This is a genomic window from Streptomyces sp. NPDC018045 (assembly GCF_044327445.1).
GTDB lineage: Bacteria > Actinomycetota > Actinomycetes > Streptomycetales > Streptomycetaceae > Streptomyces.
Map to the genome: position 1 here is coordinate 34,118 of NZ_JBIRFL010000025.1, position 16,575 is coordinate 50,692.

Here is a 16,575-nt window from a genome sequence, read left to right on the forward strand (position 1 = left end):
GAGGGGGAGGCGCCGCGTGGCACCGACGGAGGACACAAGGCACCGTGGACGCGCAAGGCCGTGGGCGAGGGGACAACATCGATCCCGCCGATCAGTGGGTGTTCGACCCGAACACCGGCACCTATGAGTTGCGGCTCGACCCTGGCGACGCCCCGGCGGCGAAGCCTGCCGACCGCAGGGTTCCGGCGCCCGGACGCGGCCGTGGCACGCCACGGCCCGAGGGCGGTCCCGCACCCGGCAGCCGTACGGGGCAAAACGGTTCTGGAGGCGGCGGGCGCGGTCAGGACGGCGACACCCGTGAGCTGCCGGCCCAGCGCGACCGGCGCGCCGGGAACCGCCCCGCCCCGCCCGGCGGCAGCGCGCCGAGCCGCCGTAAGCCCAAGCCGAAGAAGTCCACGAAGAAGAAGGCGCTCTACTGGACGTCCGGCGCGCTCGGCTTCGTCCTCGTCGCGGGCTGCGGTGGCGCGTTCTACCTGTACCAGCAACTGAACGGGAACATCTCCAAGGTCGACGTCGGCAAGGAGAACCCGGCGGTCAAGGACGGCCCGGTCAACATCCTCGTCATCGGCACGGACGCCCGCTCCGGCAAGGGCAACCAGGGCTACGGCGACACGGGCAGCGTGGGGCACGCGGACACCACGATCCTGATGCACGTCTCCGAGGACCGCTCCAACGCGACGGCCCTGAGCATCCCCCGCGACATGATCACCGACATTCCGGACTGCCCCACCAAGAAGGACGGGGCGACCAGGACGATCCCGGGTGAGCGCAAGGTCCGCTTCAACACGAGCCTGGGCCAGGAGGACCGCGACCCCGGCTGCACCTGGCGCACCGTGGAGAAGATGACCGGCCTGTCGATAGACCACTTCATGATGGCCGACTTCAACGCCGTCAAGGAGCTGTCGGAGGCGGTGGACGGCGTCGAGGTGTGCGCCGCCAAGCCCATCGACGACCCCAAGTCCCACCTGCACCTGCCGGCGGGCAAGAGCGTCGTCAAGGGCGAGCAGGCGCTGGCCTTCGTCCGTACCCGGCACTCCGTCGGCACCGGCAGCGACCTGAGCCGCATCCAGTTGCAGCAGCAGTTCCTCGGCTCGATGATCCGCAAGATGAAGTCCGGCGACACCCTCACCAGCGTGCCCAAGCTCTACGACCTGGCCCAGGCCGCCACCAAGGCGCTGACCGTGGACACCGGGATCGGCAGCGCGGGCAAGCTCGTGGACCTCGCCAAGGACCTCAGCCGGGTCGACATCAAAAACATCACATTCGCCACAGTGCCCGTCCTGGACAACCCGAAGGACCCTGCGACCGTCGTAATGGACGAGGCGAAGGCCGGACCGCTGTTCCAGATGATCCGCGCCGACCACTCGCTGTCCAAGACGAAGGAGAAGAAGGGCAAGGGCACGTCGGACGAGAAGAAGGTTCCCCAGGCGCCGGCCGACAAGGTCCGGGTCGATGTCAGCAACGGCGGCGGGCCGATCGGTGCCGCCCAGGAGACGGTGGACTGGCTGCAGAACAGCAAGGCCGCGAAGCTGTCGACGAACGCCGGCAACGCCCCGACGAAGCTGGCCGCGACCCGGCTGGAGTACGCGCCGAACCAGGCCGACCAGGCAGCCACCCTGGCCGCCTGGATGGGCCTGCCCAAGGGTGCGCTGAAGAAGACCACCGCGGACGCGGGCCCCAAGGTCCCGATGAAGCTGATCCTGGGCAAGGACTTCGAGGAACCGGGCAAGTCGATCGAGGCGCCGGCGAAAACGCCGGACGGCGTGCAGAACGTCAACGCCGACGACAAGAACGTCTGCGCCAAGTAGCCGGACGGCCGGGCTCCCCGGCCGGTCCGCGACTGCACGGGGCAGCCGGAAAGACCAAGCGAGCCCCGGCCGCCGTGACCGGCGCCGACTGACGGGGGAGAAACCCAATGCGGCACAGCAGTGCGCGTGGAGACGGGCCACGCCGGCGCCGGCCCGACGCCAAGGACCTGGGCTGGGACGACAGCCTGTACAAAAACGGGCAGAACGGGACGGCGGGCCCCGGCGGTGAGCCGACGGCGGACCGGGGCGGCGCGACCGCCCAGGGCGTCCCGACCGGCCCGGGCGTCCCGACCGGCCCGGGCGCCCCGACCGGCCCGGGCGCCCCGGGCCCGTCCGATGCCCCGGACGCTCCCGGCGGCACCGGCACCGGTACCGGCACGCCGTCGGCGGGCGGCGGCACGGCCGTCCCGCCGCTGATCACCGGCGGTGTGTCAGGGCCGCCCGTGATCACCGGCGGCGTCGCGGGACCGCCCCCGAGCGGCGGCACCCCCGCCGGCCGGACCCCCGCGCCGGCCGTCACGGGCACGCCGGTCACCGGGTCACCGGGCTCCGGTACGGCCGGCGCCGGTTCACCCGGCTCCGGTACGGCCGTCTCCGGCCCACCCGCCCCCGGTATGCCCGGCACCGGCACACCCGTTCCCGGCACACCCTCCCCTGTTACGTCCGCCCCCGGCACATCCGCAGCCCCCGCCGCCGGTACCGCCACCGCCGTCAAGGACGCGGCGGAGCCCGGCGCCGCCCCGGCCGACGGCTCCGCGCCCGGCGCCTCCGGCGGCCCGGCCGAGAGCGCCGAGCCCGAGGCCAAGGGCGCCCGCCGCGCCCGTAAACCGCGCAGCAAGGCCCGGCGCGTCCTGCGCTGGAGCGCGATAACCCTGGCCGTACTGATAGTCGGCACGGCCGGAGCCGGTTACTGGTACTACGAGCACCTCAACAGCAATCTCCGCAAGGACGCCCTGGATCTGGGCTCCGGCGGTCTGGAGAAACCCGAGCCGAACGCCTTCGGGCAGACGCCGCTGAACATCCTGCTGCTCGGCTCGGACGGCCGCAACAGCGAGAAGAACATCGAACTGGGCGGCGCCCGCCAGGACGCGGACCGCAAGCCGCTGGCCGACGTGCAGATGCTGCTGCACGTCTCCGCCGACCGCAGCAGCATGTCGGTCATCTCGATCCCGCGCGACACCCGCGTACCGATCCCCGAGTGCAAGGACCCGGACGACGGCAAGGTCTACCCGCAGACCACCGCGGCCATCAACACCTCGCTCCAGCACGGCGGCCCCGGCTGCACCGTCGCCACCTGGAAGGAGCTGACCGGCATCTACATCGACCACTTCATGATGGTCGACTTCGCCGGCGTGGTGGACATGGCGGACGCGATCGGCGGTGTCCCCGTGTGTGTGGACAAGAACATCTACTCGCACGACAAGAAGGGCCACGGCAGCGGCCTGAAGCTCACCGCGGGCACCCACTCGGTCAAGGGCGTGCAGGCCCTCCAGTGGCTGCGCACCCGCTACGGCTTCGAGGACAACACCGACATCGGCCGGGCCAAGGCCCAGCACATGTACATGAACTCGATGGTCCGCGAGCTGAAGGCGGGCACCAAGCTCACCGACCCGATGAAGCTGCGCGACCTGGCCGAGGCCGCCACCAAGGCGCTGACGGTGGACGAGGGCCTGGGCAGCGTCAAGAAGCTGTTCGACCTGGGCGGCGACCTCCAGCGGGTGCCGACCGAGCGGATCACGATGGTCACCATGCCGTGGCAGTACGCGGCGGGCGGCGAGTACGTCGTACCCAAGCCGGGCGACGCCGAGCGGACCTTCTCCCTCGTCCGCAACGACACCGCGCTGGACGGCAAGGACAAGAAGAAGAAACCCGCGCCCGACCCGCAGCCGACGACGGCCAGGAACAAGCTGGACGTCATCGTCCAGAACGGCACCAACAGCACGGTTCAGGGCCCGGTCTCCGGGCGCGCGAACGTGCTCCAGAACCACCTCGTCTCCCTCGGCTACAGCGCGGCCGTCACGGACACCCGCCTCACCACCCAGGCCGACACCACGATCACCTACCCGGCCAAGGAGGGGCGCGGCGACGCCCTCGCCCTCGCGAAGGCGCTCGGCCTGTCCAAGGACGTGGTCAAGGAGTCGCGTTCGGCCACCCGGATGCGGCTGGTGATCGGCAACGACTGGCGCAGGGGCACCTCGTTCCCGAAGCCGCCGGCCGGCAAGGAGGAGGCCGGCAAGGCGCCGGACAGCGCCGACGCCCTCAACGGCGAGGACAAGAAGGCCTGCATGAAGGTGAACCCCGCCTACACCTTCTGACCGGTCCGCTCCTGGGCGCGGCCGGGCGGCACCGCCGGGCCCGGCGGCAGGGTGCAGTGCGCGCCGAGCGGGCCCGCCGGCGCGACGGCGTACGCGGTGGTCCGCACCTCGTCGTCGACCCGCCGGTGCAGGGGCGCGGCGTAGGGCGAGGCGGGCGCGAGGGTGTCCAGCAGGGCGTGGGCGCGCTGGTGCACGTCCGCGAGGAAACGCTGGTACGGCACGAGCACGTCCGGGTCGAACATCATGGCGGCCAGCCGGCGGCGGTCGGCGGCCGAGTCGGCGGCCCGGCCGAGGAGTTCCACCGCCTGTTCCCTGGCCGCGCCGGTGGCCGAGTGCAGCAGGTGGACCAGGAGATAGGTGGCGGTGCGGTTGCCGAGGTCCTCGTTGTGTCCCGAGCGCAGGTCGTCCTCGTCGTTGCGGAACTGCGCGAGCAGCCCGACGGCCTGCCCGAACTCCCCCCAGGCGGCGGCCCGCGGGTCGTCGGCGCCGTCCGCGCCGAGCGCGAGGCGGGCCGCCATCGTGGCGGCCATGGCGTAGACCGAGCCGCTCTTGTGCCGGTAGACCGTCAGGACCTCCTCGGGGCTCGTCCCGGTCGGCGAGCCGAGGATGTCACCGACCTGCCCGTCGCAGGCGGCGGTCCAGCCGTCGAGAAAGTCCGCGGTCAGCCGCTCGCGCAGGGGCCCGGGCACCGGCAGGGCGGCCAGGGCGCGCAGCGGCAGGGCGTAGCCGCATTCCAGGGCCGCCGTCATGACGGCGGCCGGGTCGCCGCCGTACAGCCGGGGGCCGACGTCGCCGTCCGACACGTCGTCGAAGGTGTTGGCGGCCCGCCACCACAGGGCGTGCACCCCGGCCACCGGGACGGCCGGTTCGAGGGTGCCCTCGACGGCGCCGTGCACGAGGAGCGGCAGGGCGCATTCGAGGGGGGTCCGCCGGCCGTGGGTGACGAGCCGTTCGAGGGTGGGCCGCAGATACGCGTACCGGGGCCGGTAGTCGTCGAGGAGCCCGGCGAGGTACTGCCGTACCTGCGGGAAGACCTCGGTGAGCCGGGCTTCGGGGCTCGGCCGCACGGTGGCGGACCGGGGGTGAGGGGACAAGCGTGTCTCCGTACGGTCAGGGGGGATCGGTCCGGTCTCACATCGGGACGTCCCGCGGTGCCGTGGCACCCCGGGCGTCCTGCGGCCGGCCCGCGGGCGCGGCCTCCGGGGGCAGGCCGCGGGCGAGGACGGCGGCGGCCGCCGATGTCGTGGTCAGTGCGGTCGTGGTGACCGCGAAGGCGGCGACGACGTCGGCCGTGGCGCGCACCTGGGCGAAGAAGAGGAAGCCGAAGACGCACACGCCGAGGGCGGCGCCGAGCTGCTGGGCCGTGGAGACCACACCGGACGCCGCGCCGGCGACCGGCCCGGGCACGGTGCGCAGGGTCAGGGACAGGGCCGGGGTGACGCACAGGCCCAGCGCGCCGCCGGCGGCGCTGACCGCGCCGAGCAGGTGGCGGGGATCGTCGCCGAGGGCGCTCACGGCGCAGCCCGCGTACCCGGCCGTCGCGGCGAGGGAGGCCAGGACCAGCAGCCGGGCCTCCGCGCCGCGGGCGAGCCGCGGCGCGATCAGTGATCCGGCGGCGAAGGCGACCGCGGCCGGCACCATGCCCGCGCCCGTGGCCAGCGGGCTCCAGCGCAGCCCCTTCTGCAGCAGCAGGCCGAGCATCAGGACGAACGCGGCGAGCCCGCAGTTGATCAGGACGATCAGGGCGATGCCGCGGCGGAAGCCGGCGAGCCGCAGCAGCCGCGGCGGTACGAGTGGTGAGCCGCCCCGGGCGTCCAGCGCGCGTTCGTGGCGCAGGAAGCAGCCCGCGACCGGAACGGAGGCGGCCAGGCAGGCCGGTCCCCACCACACCATGCCGCCCGCGCCGCCCGCCACCAGCGGGACGGTGAACAGTCCGAGGGCGGCGGCCGCGAGGCCCACGCCGGGCAGGTCGGCGCGGACCGGCCCGTCGCGTACGGGCGGGCGCCCGCCCGCCGCCCATGGCAGGAGCGTGAGCGCCAGGGCGCCCACCGGTACGTTGACGAGGAAGACGGCGCGCCAGTCGAGGCCGAGGACGTCCGCCGACAGCAGCCAGCCGCCGAGCAGTTGCCCGCCGATCGCGCCGAGCCCCATCACCGCGCCGATCGCGGCGTACGCCCTGCGCCGCGCCGCGCCGGTGAACAGGGTCTGCGCCGCGCGGTAGACCTGGGGCACCATCAGTGCCGTGCCGGCGCCCTGGACCAGGCGGGCCACGACCAGGACGCCGGTGGTGGGCGCCGCTCCGCAGGCGGCCGAGGCGCCGGTGAAGACGGCCATGCCGAGGCCGAAGACCCGCAGGGAGCCGAGCGCGTCCCCCAGCCGGCCGCCGACGGCCAGGCCGAGGGCGTAGACCAACTGGTATCCGGCGAGGAGCAGTTGCTGCTGGCCGCCGTCCGCGCCCAGGTCCCGTTCCAGCGCGGGCATCGCCACGACCACGATGAAGACATCGAGGTTGGCGAGGAACGTGCCGCACAGCAGGACAACCAGCGCCGCCCAGGGACGCACGGGGGCACCTCCAGCCGATCGCCGAGCACGGTACGTGATGATCGAGGCACGTATCGTAACCATGGCGACGCGTCCGTGCCCAGCCCACGTCTGTCGCTGCGACGGAAGGGGCAGTTGGTGCGGGAGTTGATGCGGGAGGGGCACCGATACGCGTCGGCGCCCGTACCTCCGGAGGTGTCCGGTTCCGCGGTACGGGCGCCGACGCGTCAGCCGGGTGTGCGGGCCGGCGGTGCGCTCACTCGGCCGCGGCGGGCTGCCGCGGTGCCGTCACCGCCGGGCGGCGGCTGGCGATGACCTTCTTGGCCAGCGACCGCGGACTGGTCAGGAAGCCCCAGCCCCATGACATGTGCATGGTCGCCAGGGCGACCGGGATCTGCACGCGGGCCTTCGGCGGCAGCCCCTTGCCCGCCGGGACCGAGCCCGCCGTGATGGCGGCCAGGTAGCCGGCCGGGACGACGAAACCCCACGGCGTGACGAAGGCGCCGACCACGGCGCCCGCCGCGATGGCACACACGGCGGTCGGCGGCGCCAGGTACCGCAGATTGATCGAACCGGAGTGGTAGCGGGCCACGACGTGGCGCCAGCGCCCGTAGTCCTTGTACTGCTTGGCGAGCGCGCGGATGCTGGGCCGCGGCCGGTACTGCACCTTCAGCTCCGGCGAGAACCAGACCTGGCCGCCCGCCTCGCGGATGCGGAAGTTCAGCTCCCAGTCCTGGGCGCGGATGAACTCCTCGTTGTAGCCGCCCTGCTGCTCCAGCGCCGCACGCCGGAAGACACCCAGGTAGACCGTATCGGCCGGGCCCGCGTCGCCGCCCGTGTGGAAGGCCGCGTTGCCCACGCCGATCCTGGAGGTCATCGCGGCGGCCACCGCGTCCTCCCAGGCGTTCTCACCCTCGGCGTGCATGATGCCGCCGACGTTCTGCGCGCCGGTCTCCTCCAGGAGGCGCACCGCGGTCGCGATGTAGTTCGGCGAGAGCATGCCGTGGCCGTCGACGCGTACCACGACCGGGTGGCGGGACGCCTTGATCGCCGCGTTCAGGGCAGCCGGGGTGCGGCCGGTGGGGTTGGGCACGGTCAGCACCCGGGCGCGGTCGTTCGCGGCGTTCTCGGCGACCAGCTCGGCGGCGATCTCGTCGGTTCGGTCCGTCGAGGGCCCGAGCGCGATCACCACTTCCATCTCACCGGCGTACTCCTGTTCCAGGATGTGCTGGACCGAGCTGCGCAGATGACGTTCCTCGTTGAGCACCGGCATGATCACGGAGACGGCCGGGAGCTGCTGCGGTGGCGTGGCGTTCATCGCGGTCACGTTACCGCGTATGGGGGACGGGGGCCGACGGCAGCCGGGTGGCCCTGGGGGCGGCGCCCGGCGTGTGGTGCTTTACAGCCGATCATATGGGCCTACGGTGACCCGGCCCGCTCCTTCCCGTTGTGTCCGGTCCGTCCGCGCCCCCGCCGTCCCCGTCCCCGCACTCCGTCCGCCCGACCCCGCCGCGGAGGTGTCCCCCATGACCGCACCGCACCGCTCGCCCCGCCCGCCCGCCCGTCACCGGCGACCGGGCGGGCGGCCCCGCTGGGGCCTGCGCATCACCGCGGGCGCCTCGCTGCTGCTACTGGCCGCGGGCGGTATCGGGCACGCCATGGTCACCGGGGTCGAGGACGGCATCGCCCGCGTGGACGCCTTCAAGGGCATGGGCAACCGGCCGGACAACAGCGGCGGTGACGGCATGAACTTCCTGGTCGTCGGCACGGACGGCCGCAACAAGCTCTCCGCGGCGGAGAAACGCAGGTACCACCTGGGCGGCGAGCCGTGCCACTGCACCGACACGATCATGATGGTCCACCTGTCCGCCGACCGGAACCGCGCCAGCGTGGTCAGCCTGCCGCGTGACTCGTACGCGCAGACGCCCCCGCACACCGACGCGACCACCGGCCGGAAGCACCACGGCCACCCCGTCAAGCTGAACGCGGCGTACGCCGAGGGCGGGCCCAACCTGACCATCCGGACCGTCGAGCGGATGACCGGCGTGCACATCGACCACTACCTGGAGGTCGACTTCACCAGCTTCATGAAGACGGTGGACGCGGTCGGCGGCGTGAACATCTGCACCACGCGCCCCCTGAAGGACAGCCACAGCGGTCTGAACCTGCCCGCCGGGCGCTCCCGCCTCAACGGCGGCCAGGCGCTGCAATACGTCCGCGCCCGGCACCTGGACAGCGCCTCCGACCTCGGGCGGATGCAACGCCAGCAGCGCTTCCTCGCCGCACTCATGCACAAGATCACCAGCTCCGGCGCACTGCTCCACCCGGGCCAGCTCAAGGAGATCACCGACGCGCTGCTGGAGTCCGTACGGGCCGACGAGGGCTTCGGCGCGGACGAGATGGTCGATCTCGGCCAGGCCCTGCGCGGCTTCAACCCGTCGTCGTCCGAGTTCGCCTCCGTACCACTGGGCGACATCGACTTCCAGGTGCCCAACGTGGGCTCGACCGTGATGTGGAACGAGAACCGGGCGAAGCAGCTCTTCCAGGCCCTGCGCGAGGACCGGCCGCTGGCCGTACGGCGGCCCGGCCGGCAGCGCGCGACGGTCGTGGACGTACCGCCCGCCACGATCCGGGTGCAGGTCGACAACGGCGCGGGCCGCACGGGGCTGGGCCGCGCGGTGGACAGGTCACTGCGCGCCACCGGCTTCGACACCACCGGCACCCCGGGCAACGCCCCCACCCGCACCCGGCGGACCGTGATCGCCTACGACCCGCGCTGGGACCGCTCGGTCCGCTCCCTCGCCGCCGCCCTGCCCGGCGCGGCCCTGCGCCAGGTCCCCGGCCAGGGCGCGGTGCTGCGCGTCACCGTCGGCAAGGACTTCAAGGCGGTCCACCGGGTGCGCTCCGACGACCCGACCCAGCCGACGGCCGCCGGCGACTTCGGAACACTGACCGGCGACGAGGCAGCGTGCCCGTGATCATCGGGGTCGGCGGCAAACGCTGTTGAGCCTGCCGGTTGCCCCAGGCCCCCGGAGACCATCGGGGACCTCCGGGTGCCGCCGGGCACTCCAGGCGGGGCCGGGACCCTTGCTCGTCTTGCTCGTCTTGCTCGTCTTGCTCGTCGCACGCGCCGGAGGCGGCCGGCGGAGGCGATGTTCACGCTCCCCGGACGAGTGCGCCCGCGCACCACTCGGCCACTCCCACGAGGGATCGGCAGCCTCCCGGTTGACGGACAACATGGCCGTAGGCGCACAAGCCGCGCCTACGTCGCCACAGAGGAGGAACCATGCAGGACAACCAGGAAGTGACCGAGTACGAAGCACCCGAGATCGCGGAGGCCGGCTCGTTCAACGACGTCACGCTCGGCCCCCACGGGGGGCTCGACGACTTCTGGTCCGGCGGATACGACCACGCATGGTGATTCCCGCCGCTTTGACGGGCCCCGTCGGCCCGGGCTGAGCGTCCTCCCTCCGCACAGCGCCCCCGCTCCGGCCATGTGCCGAAGCGGGGGCGTGTTGTCGTTTCCGAACGCGCGCCGGACCCGCCGGCTTGTGGTCGGCGGGCCCAACAGTTGCGCACCCTCGGGAAGCTGCCCCGCTCACCTCCGAAAACGGACGCCGTCCGCACAGCAGCGAGATGCCCACCGGGGCCGAACAGCCGCCCGTGGATTCCCCGCTTCGCCCCCGTCCCGGACACCACCCGCACGCCCCCTCGCCTCACCGCCGCCGACGCCCGCCTCGGCCACCCCGCAACGACCCCGTTCGACCGCGTCCTCGCCCCGGCCACCGGAGAACACGCCCACACCGTCACCTGCGGCGGAACACACAACCTGTGGACAACCGTCGAAACCGCCTGGCAGCGGCGGAACGCCCCTGGCCGCCCCGCACAAGATCAGTTCGGCTGTGCCTGCGCACCGAACGGCCGGCACTGCGCATGGCACATCCCGGCGGTCACCGCCGGGAACCGAAAAGCAGGTGACTACGCGCCGTCCTCCGCGCCGCCCTGCTCCCGCAGTTCCATAATCGCCCGCCGCCGCGCCAGACGATGCGTGCGGCGGATCTGCGCCTCCTGGAACCGCCGCTTGTCGCGGTCGGTCTCCGGGACGACCGGCGGCACGGAACGGGGCTTGCCGTCCTCGTCCACCGCCGCGAAGACCAGGTACGCCGAACCGACCTGTGTCGCAGGCGTGGACTCATTCCAACGCTCGGCCATGACCCGGACACCAATCTCCATGGACGTCCGCCCGGTCCAGTTGCACTGTGCGTGCACATGCACAAGATCGCCGACACGCACAGGCGACAGGAACGCCATCTCATCCATGGAAGCCGTGACCGCCGGCCCCCCGGAGTGCCGCCCCGCGACCGCGCCCGCCGCGTCATCGACGAGTTTCATGATCACGCCACCGTGCACCGTGCCGAGCAGGTTGGTGTCGCCTGCCGTCATGATGTGCGACAGCGTCGTACGGGAGACGGAGGTGGGCTTGCCCGGAAGGTCGTCCTCCGGGCCGGTGGTGACGAGATCGGTCATGCGCCCACTGTATGCGCGGGGCGCGCGTACCTTCCCTCGCGCCCATCCCGCACCACTCTCACCCCCTCACGCTCCGGACACCCCCCGTCACCACCGCCCCGCCCTCTCCCCCGGCCAGCGCGGTCCTCGCCGGAATAATCACCTCCGTCCGTATTACGCAAGCGACGCCCCGCGTCACTTTGCATCAGCTCTGCAACAGCGACGGCCCGATCTCGTACCTGCCCTGTATGGGGGAGCCATTCGACAGGCAGACTTCCTCCATGAACGAGTGGCCTGGGTCCGACAACAGAGACCGGTACGGACGTGGCAGCGGCGCCGAGCCGGAGGGCGCGCGCCCCATGCCGCACGTACGGCGCGGCGGGCCCGGTGGTCCCGGCGGCCCCGCTCCCGGGCCGGGGCAGCAGCCGCCCGAGCCGCCGCTGCCGCCGCACCTCTCGCCGCGCCGCCCCTCGGTCCCCCACCAGAGCCAGGGCCAGGACCCGTACGGCAACAGCCACGACGACGGCTACAACACCGGCCAGGTCTACGGCGGGGGCCGCGGCGGAGGCGGCGGACGGGGCGGCGCCCAGCGGCCCGCCCCCAACTGGGGCCGCCGCATCAAATGGACCGTCCTGACGGTGGTCGCCGTGCTCCTGGTCACCTCGGTCGCCACGTACTTCTGGGCCGACGGCAAGCTGCGCCGCGAGGTCGACCTGAGCAAGGTCATCGACCGGCCGGAGGAAGGCGACGGCACCAACTACCTGATCGTCGGCTCCGACAGCCGCGAGGGCATGTCCGACGAGGACAAGAAGAAGCTGCACACCGGCTCCGCCGAGGGCAAGCGCACGGACTCGATGATGATCCTGCACGACGGCGGCAACGGCCCGACGCTGATCTCCCTGCCGCGCGACTCGGACGTGGAGATCCCCTCGTTCGTCGGCTCCAAGACCGGCAAGAAGTACGCGGCCAGGGGCCGCCACACCAAGCTGAACGCGGCGTACGCCGAGGACGGCCCGGAGCTGCTGGTGCGCACCGTCGAGCACAACACCGGCCTGCGCATCGACCACTACGTCGAGATCGGCTTCGCGGGCTTCGCGGGCATCGTGGACGCGATCGGCGGCGTGGAGATGGACATCCCGAAGGCCTTCAAGGACAAGAAGTCCGGCGCCGACTTCCAGGCCGGCAAGCAGACCCTCAACGGCGAGCAGGCCCTGGCCTTCGTCCGGACCCGCTACGCCTTCGCGGGCAGCGACCTGGACCGCACGAAGAACCAGCAGAAGTTCCTCGCCGCACTCGCCAACCAGACGGCCACCCCCGGCACGATCATCAACCCGTTCAAGCTCTACCCGACGATGAGCGCGGGCCTGGGCACCGTGATCGTCGACAAGGACATGGGCCTGTTCGACCTGGGCCAGATGTTCTTCGCCATGAAGGGCGTCACGGGCGGCGACGGCAAGTCGATGAACATGCCCATCGCCGGCACCACCGGCGGCAACCTCCGCTGGGACAAACCCAAGGTCGCCAAACTCGTCGAACAACTCAAGAACGACGAGCCGGTCACGGTGAGTGGGAACGAGTAATCCGCACGGTACGGTGCGAAAGCCCCCGCCCCGGGGCTTTCGCACGTCGATGGCGTCACGGCAGATTCCGCGCGGCACGATCCGCCGCACCTGACGCGTGCCCTCGTAAATCTGCATGCTTTTCGGTGATCGACTTTCTGATCTGCACAGATGCTCTCTTCGCCGAACGCTCCTCCAGCTTTTCCCGAGATCACCGGCCAAGGCGGAGACACCACCGCTGGGCAGTGATCCCGGTCGGTGGCGGGGTCGATGCCAACGAACTCCCCGGCCATGGCCGGCTCCCTGTTCCAGGTGCTTGCACGAGCTTCACCGGGCAGCGGAGACAACGTCAATAGCTCACCGGCCGAGCAAATCGGCGTGCAATTCGGTGCAAGTTTGTGGAGCCCTGCACTCGCCGCGTTCTACGGTCATCACATCGCCCCCGGAAGCGATCGGGCGCGGGCGGGCGGCGACATGGCCACCGTGTCCGACTGCAACGTCTTCCCGCGGCGGCGCCCCGACGGCCACCGACGGATTGCACGACGGCCCGGGACCGGTCCCCTGCGGCACCTCAGTGTTCGACAGGAAGGAGCGGGCGAGAAGCGAGAATGGGCAAGAAGAACGAGGACGACTGGGATCCGTACGCCAACCAGGATCAGGCGTCCGATCCCGGCACCCGCGTCTCTCAGAACGGGGACGTGCACAGCAGCGTGGCCGACGACGAGGACCGCGAAGGGAGGTAACGCGTGATCCACGGCGAGAACCTGGCGAAAGACCTGCGGCGTGATCACGGTTTCGTTCATGTCGGACGTACCAGGGACGGTGACGCCGTGGTCATGCGCAAGGGCGAGAAGTGGACCGTGGTCCCCCTTCGCTGGCTCACCGAAGAGGCCGTGGTCACCATCAAGGCCCAGGCCGGAGTCAGTCCCGTGTGAGTCGTCCCAGCCGGCGAACGAACGCCCCCGCCGGTCGCGACAGGGGCGTTCGAGCACGTGGGCGGCCGCGTCAAGGAGATTCGCGCGTACAGGAGCAAGGCTCCGGGAGCACCCCGGACCGGCCCGGCGGACCGGAAGCCGAGGACCGCTCCAGTACCACCGGATGGGGCCGCTGACCTGTGGTAACCCCGCTACGGAAGGTTCCTGGCCATCACGATCCGCTGCACCTGATTGGTCCCCTCGTAGATCTGGGTGATCTTGGCGTCGCGCATCATGCGTTCCAGGGGGTAGTCGCGGGTGTAGCCGTAGCCGCCGAGGAGTTGGACGGCGTCGGTGGTGATTTCCATGGCGGCGTCGGAGGCGTAGCACTTGGCGGCGGCGCCGAAGAAGGTGAGGTCCTCGGGCTTGCCGCCGGCGGAGATGCGCTCGGACTTGGCGGCCGCGGCGTAGGTGAGCTGGCGGGCGGCCTCCAGCTTCATGGCCATGTCGGCGAGCATGAACTGCACGCCCTGGAAGTCGCCGATCGGCTTGCCGAACTGCTTGCGCTCCTGGACGTAGCCCTTGGCGTAGTCCAGGGCGCCCTGGGCGATGCCGAGGGCCTGGGCCGCGATGGTGATGCGGGTGTGGTCCAGCGTCTTCATCGCGGTCGCGAAGCCGGTGCCCTCGGCGCCGATCATGCGGTCGGCGGGGATGCGGACGTTGTCGAGGTAGACCTCGCGGGTCGGCGAGCCCTTGATGCCGAGCTTCTTCTCCGGGGCGCCGAAGGAGACGCCCTCGTCGTCCTTCTCGACGACGAAGGCGGAGATGCCCTTGGAGCGCTTCTCCGGGTCGGTGACGGCCATCACCGTGTAGTACTCGCTGACGCCGGCGTTGGTGATCCAGCGCTTGACGCCGTTGAGGACGTAGTGGTCGCCGTCGCGTACCGCCTTGGTCTTCATGCCGGCCGCGTCGGAGCCCGCGTCCGGCTCGCTCAGGCAGTAGGAGAACATCGCGTCGCCCTTGGCGAGCGGGCCCAGGTACGTCTTCTTCAGCTCCTCGGAGCCGGAGAGGATCACGGGGAGGGAGCCGAGCTTGTTGACGGCGGGGATCAGCGAGGAGGAGGCGCAGACGCGGGCGACCTCCTCGATGACGATGACGGTGGCCAGCGCGTCGGCGCCGGCGCCGCCGTACGCCTCCGGTACGTGGACGGCGTGCAGGTCGTTGAGGGTCAGCGCGTCCCGGGCCTCCTGCGGGAAGCGGGCCTGTTCGTCCACCTCGGCGGCGAACGGGGCGATCTTCGCCTCGGCGAGCGAGCGCACCGACTCGCGGAGCATGTCGTGCTCCTCGGACGTCCGGTACAGATCGAAATCAGCGGTTCCCGCCAACGTTTCTCACTCCCCTGAGAGCTGGTGCAGTGCTAACTACCGTTAAGTAACCCGAATTCTAGGGGCCCTGCGCCGGGCGGGGTACGTGAGTTAGCCGACAGCACCCGTAAGGTCCCGGCCACCGGGCCCGGGCCGCCGGACACCGGCCCGACTATGCTCAGGCAGCGCACTCCTCCCCGTATGCACCTGGAGCACCCATGGCCCTGAAGATCACCGTGATCGGCACCGGCTACCTCGGCGCGACGCATGCCGCGGCCATGGCGGAGCTGGGGTTCGAGGTCATGGGGCTGGACATCGACCCGGCGAAGATCGCGATGCTGGAGCGGGGCGAGACCCCGATGTTCGAGCCCGGCCTGGAGGAGCTGCTGCGGGCGCACGTCGCGGGCTTCGAGGGCGCCAGCGGCCGGCTGCGCTTCACCACCTCCTGGGAGGAGCTGGCCGACTTCGGCGATGTGCACTTCGTGTGTGTGAACACGCCGCAGAAGCACGGCGAGTACGCCTGTGACATGTCGTACGTCGAGTCGGCCGTCGAGTCGCTGGCCCCGCTGCTGCGGCGCCCGGCGCTGGTGGTCGGCAAGTCGACGGTCCCGGTGGGCAGCGCGGCGCGGCTGGCGAAGCGGCTCGCGGAGCTGGCGCCGGCCGGTGCGGACGTGGAGCTGGCCTGGAACCCGGAGTTCCTGCGCGAGGGCTTCGCCGTGCAGGACACCCTGCACCCGGACCGGATCGTGATCGGTGTGGAAGGCGGCCGGGCCGAGGAGGTGCTGCGGGAGGTGTACGCGAAGCCGATGGCCGAGGGCTCGCCGTTCGTGGTGGCCGACTTCCCCACCGCCGAGCTGGTCAAGACGTCCGCCAACTCCTTCCTGGCCACGAAGATCTCGTTCATCAACGCCATGGCGGAGGTGTGCGAGGCGGCCGGCGGCGACGTGGTGAAGCTGGCGGAGGCGATCGGCCACGACGAGCGGATCGGCAAGAAGTTCCTGCGCGCCGGTATCGGCTTCGGCGGCGGCTGTCTGCCCAAGGACATCCGGGCGTTCATGGCGCGCGCCGGTGAGCTGGGCGCCGACCAGGCATTGACGTTCCTGCGCGAGGTGGACTCGATCAACATGCGGCGCCGCGGCCACATGGTCGAGCTGACCCGGGAGGCGGTCGGCGGCTCCTTCCTGGGCACCCGGGTCGCCGTCCTCGGCGCCACTTTCAAGCCGGATTCGGACGACGTACGGGACTCCCCCGCGCTCAACGTCGCCGGGCAGATCCACCTCCAGGGCGGCCAGGTGACGGTGTACGACCCGAAGGGCATGGAGAACGCGCGGCGCGTGTTCCCGACGCTGGGGTACGCGGACTCGGCGCCGGAGGCGGTGCGCGGCGCCGATGTGGTGCTGCACCTGACCGAGTGGCGGGAGTTCCGGGAGCTGGACCCGGCCGCGCTGGCCGAGGTGGTGGCCACGCCGCGCATCCTGGACGGGCGCAACGCGCTCGACCCGGAGCTGTGGCGCAAGGCGGGCTGGACGTACCGGGCACTGGGCCGTCCGCAGGCCTGACGGGCGGGG

Annotated in this window: 13 protein-coding genes; 8 read left to right on the plus strand and 5 right to left on the minus strand. The window is 71.7% G+C overall.

Annotated elements, in window-relative coordinates; translation table 11 throughout:
• The first annotated feature begins 44 nt into the window (after nucleotides 1-44).
• Nucleotides 45-1,808 (plus strand): LCP family protein, encoded by a 1,764-nt coding sequence (locus ACH4EB_RS32420; RefSeq protein ID WP_398351758.1) that lies wholly within the window; start codon nucleotides 45-47, stop codon nucleotides 1,806-1,808.
• A 614-nt stretch (nucleotides 1,809-2,422) separates the two neighbouring features.
• Nucleotides 2,423-4,123 carry an LCP family protein gene (locus ACH4EB_RS32425; RefSeq protein WP_398351832.1) on the plus strand — a complete coding sequence of 567 codons (1,701 nt, stop codon included), beginning with the start codon at nucleotides 2,423-2,425 and terminating at the stop codon, nucleotides 4,121-4,123.
• Here the strand turns inward: ACH4EB_RS32425 and ACH4EB_RS32430 are convergent.
• From ACH4EB_RS32430 to ACH4EB_RS32440, 3 genes are all read right to left on the minus strand, one after another.
• Complete coding sequence (locus ACH4EB_RS32430; protein WP_398351759.1) at nucleotides 4,111-5,217, minus strand: polyprenyl synthetase family protein; 1,107 nt, start codon at nucleotides 5,215-5,217, stop codon at nucleotides 4,111-4,113. The two genes, ACH4EB_RS32425 and ACH4EB_RS32430, sit on opposite strands and share 13 nt — an antisense overlap.
• 37 nt (nucleotides 5,218-5,254) lie before the next feature.
• Nucleotides 5,255-6,685, minus strand: coding sequence for an MFS transporter (locus tag ACH4EB_RS32435; RefSeq protein ID WP_398351760.1), 1,431 nt, complete (start codon nucleotides 6,683-6,685; stop codon nucleotides 5,255-5,257).
• A gap of 235 nt (nucleotides 6,686-6,920) precedes the next feature.
• Nucleotides 6,921-7,982, minus strand: coding sequence for a glycosyltransferase family 2 protein (locus ACH4EB_RS32440; protein ID WP_398351762.1), 1,062 nt, complete (start codon nucleotides 7,980-7,982; stop codon nucleotides 6,921-6,923).
• Nucleotides 7,983-8,190: 208 nt separating this feature from the next.
• Between ACH4EB_RS32440 and ACH4EB_RS32445 the strand changes: the two genes are divergently transcribed.
• Nucleotides 8,191-9,642 carry an LCP family protein gene (locus ACH4EB_RS32445; protein WP_398351763.1) on the plus strand — a complete coding sequence of 484 codons (1,452 nt, stop codon included), beginning with the start codon at nucleotides 8,191-8,193 and terminating at the stop codon, nucleotides 9,640-9,642.
• Nucleotides 9,643-9,950: 308 nt separating this feature from the next.
• The gene (locus ACH4EB_RS32450) at nucleotides 9,951-10,085 is read left to right on the plus strand and encodes a lasso RiPP family leader peptide-containing protein (RefSeq protein WP_398351764.1); all 135 of its coding nucleotides are present in this window, start codon (nucleotides 9,951-9,953) and stop codon (nucleotides 10,083-10,085) included.
• Between the two features lie 557 nt (nucleotides 10,086-10,642).
• Here ACH4EB_RS32450 and ACH4EB_RS32455 read toward each other — a convergent pair.
• On the minus strand, nucleotides 10,643-11,191 hold the full coding sequence (locus tag ACH4EB_RS32455) for an acyl-CoA thioesterase (RefSeq protein ID WP_398351765.1): 549 nt from the start codon (nucleotides 11,189-11,191) through the stop codon (nucleotides 10,643-10,645).
• A 260-nt stretch (nucleotides 11,192-11,451) separates the two neighbouring features.
• On the opposite strand from ACH4EB_RS32455, the gene ACH4EB_RS32460 reads away from it, so the two are divergent.
• The 3 genes from ACH4EB_RS32460 (at nucleotide 11,452) to ACH4EB_RS32470 (ending at nucleotide 13,664) form a co-directional block, all read left to right on the plus strand.
• Nucleotides 11,452-12,750, plus strand: coding sequence for an LCP family protein (locus ACH4EB_RS32460; protein WP_398351766.1), 1,299 nt, complete (start codon nucleotides 11,452-11,454; stop codon nucleotides 12,748-12,750).
• Nucleotides 12,751-13,337: 587 nt separating this feature from the next.
• Nucleotides 13,338-13,472: a hypothetical protein gene (locus ACH4EB_RS32465; protein WP_398351767.1), complete on the plus strand. Its 135-nt coding sequence runs from the start codon at nucleotides 13,338-13,340 to the stop codon at nucleotides 13,470-13,472.
• 3 nt (nucleotides 13,473-13,475) lie between these two features.
• On the plus strand, nucleotides 13,476-13,664 hold the full coding sequence (locus tag ACH4EB_RS32470) for a hypothetical protein (protein ID WP_398351768.1): 189 nt from the start codon (nucleotides 13,476-13,478) through the stop codon (nucleotides 13,662-13,664).
• Between the two features lie 191 nt (nucleotides 13,665-13,855).
• On the opposite strand, the gene ACH4EB_RS32475 is transcribed toward ACH4EB_RS32470, so the two are convergent.
• On the minus strand, nucleotides 13,856-15,028 hold the full coding sequence (locus ACH4EB_RS32475; protein WP_398351769.1) for an acyl-CoA dehydrogenase family protein: 1,173 nt from the start codon (nucleotides 15,026-15,028) through the stop codon (nucleotides 13,856-13,858).
• A gap of 197 nt (nucleotides 15,029-15,225) precedes the next feature.
• On the opposite strand from ACH4EB_RS32475, the gene ACH4EB_RS32480 reads away from it, so the two are divergent.
• The gene (locus tag ACH4EB_RS32480) at nucleotides 15,226-16,566 is read left to right on the plus strand and encodes a UDP-glucose dehydrogenase family protein (RefSeq protein WP_398351771.1); all 1,341 of its coding nucleotides are present in this window, start codon (nucleotides 15,226-15,228) and stop codon (nucleotides 16,564-16,566) included.
• The last annotated feature ends 9 nt before the right edge of the window (nucleotides 16,567-16,575 follow it).

Coding starts and splice junctions, on each gene's coding strand:
- ACH4EB_RS32455 (WP_398351765.1), bottom strand. CDS start 11,191: ATGACCGATCTCGTCACCACCGGCCCGGAGGACGACCTTCCGGGCAAG.
- ACH4EB_RS32460 (WP_398351766.1), top strand. CDS start 11,452: ATGAACGAGTGGCCTGGGTCCGACAACAGAGACCGGTACGGACGTGGC.
- ACH4EB_RS32465 (WP_398351767.1), top strand. CDS start 13,338: ATGGGCAAGAAGAACGAGGACGACTGGGATCCGTACGCCAACCAGGAT.
- ACH4EB_RS32445 (WP_398351763.1), top strand. CDS start 8,191: ATGACCGCACCGCACCGCTCGCCCCGCCCGCCCGCCCGTCACCGGCGA.
- ACH4EB_RS32450 (WP_398351764.1), top strand. CDS start 9,951: ATGCAGGACAACCAGGAAGTGACCGAGTACGAAGCACCCGAGATCGCG.
- ACH4EB_RS32480 (WP_398351771.1), top strand. CDS start 15,226: ATGGCCCTGAAGATCACCGTGATCGGCACCGGCTACCTCGGCGCGACG.
- ACH4EB_RS32440 (WP_398351762.1), bottom strand. CDS start 7,982: ATGAACGCCACGCCACCGCAGCAGCTCCCGGCCGTCTCCGTGATCATG.
- ACH4EB_RS32425 (WP_398351832.1), top strand. CDS start 2,423: ATGCCCGGCACCGGCACACCCGTTCCCGGCACACCCTCCCCTGTTACG.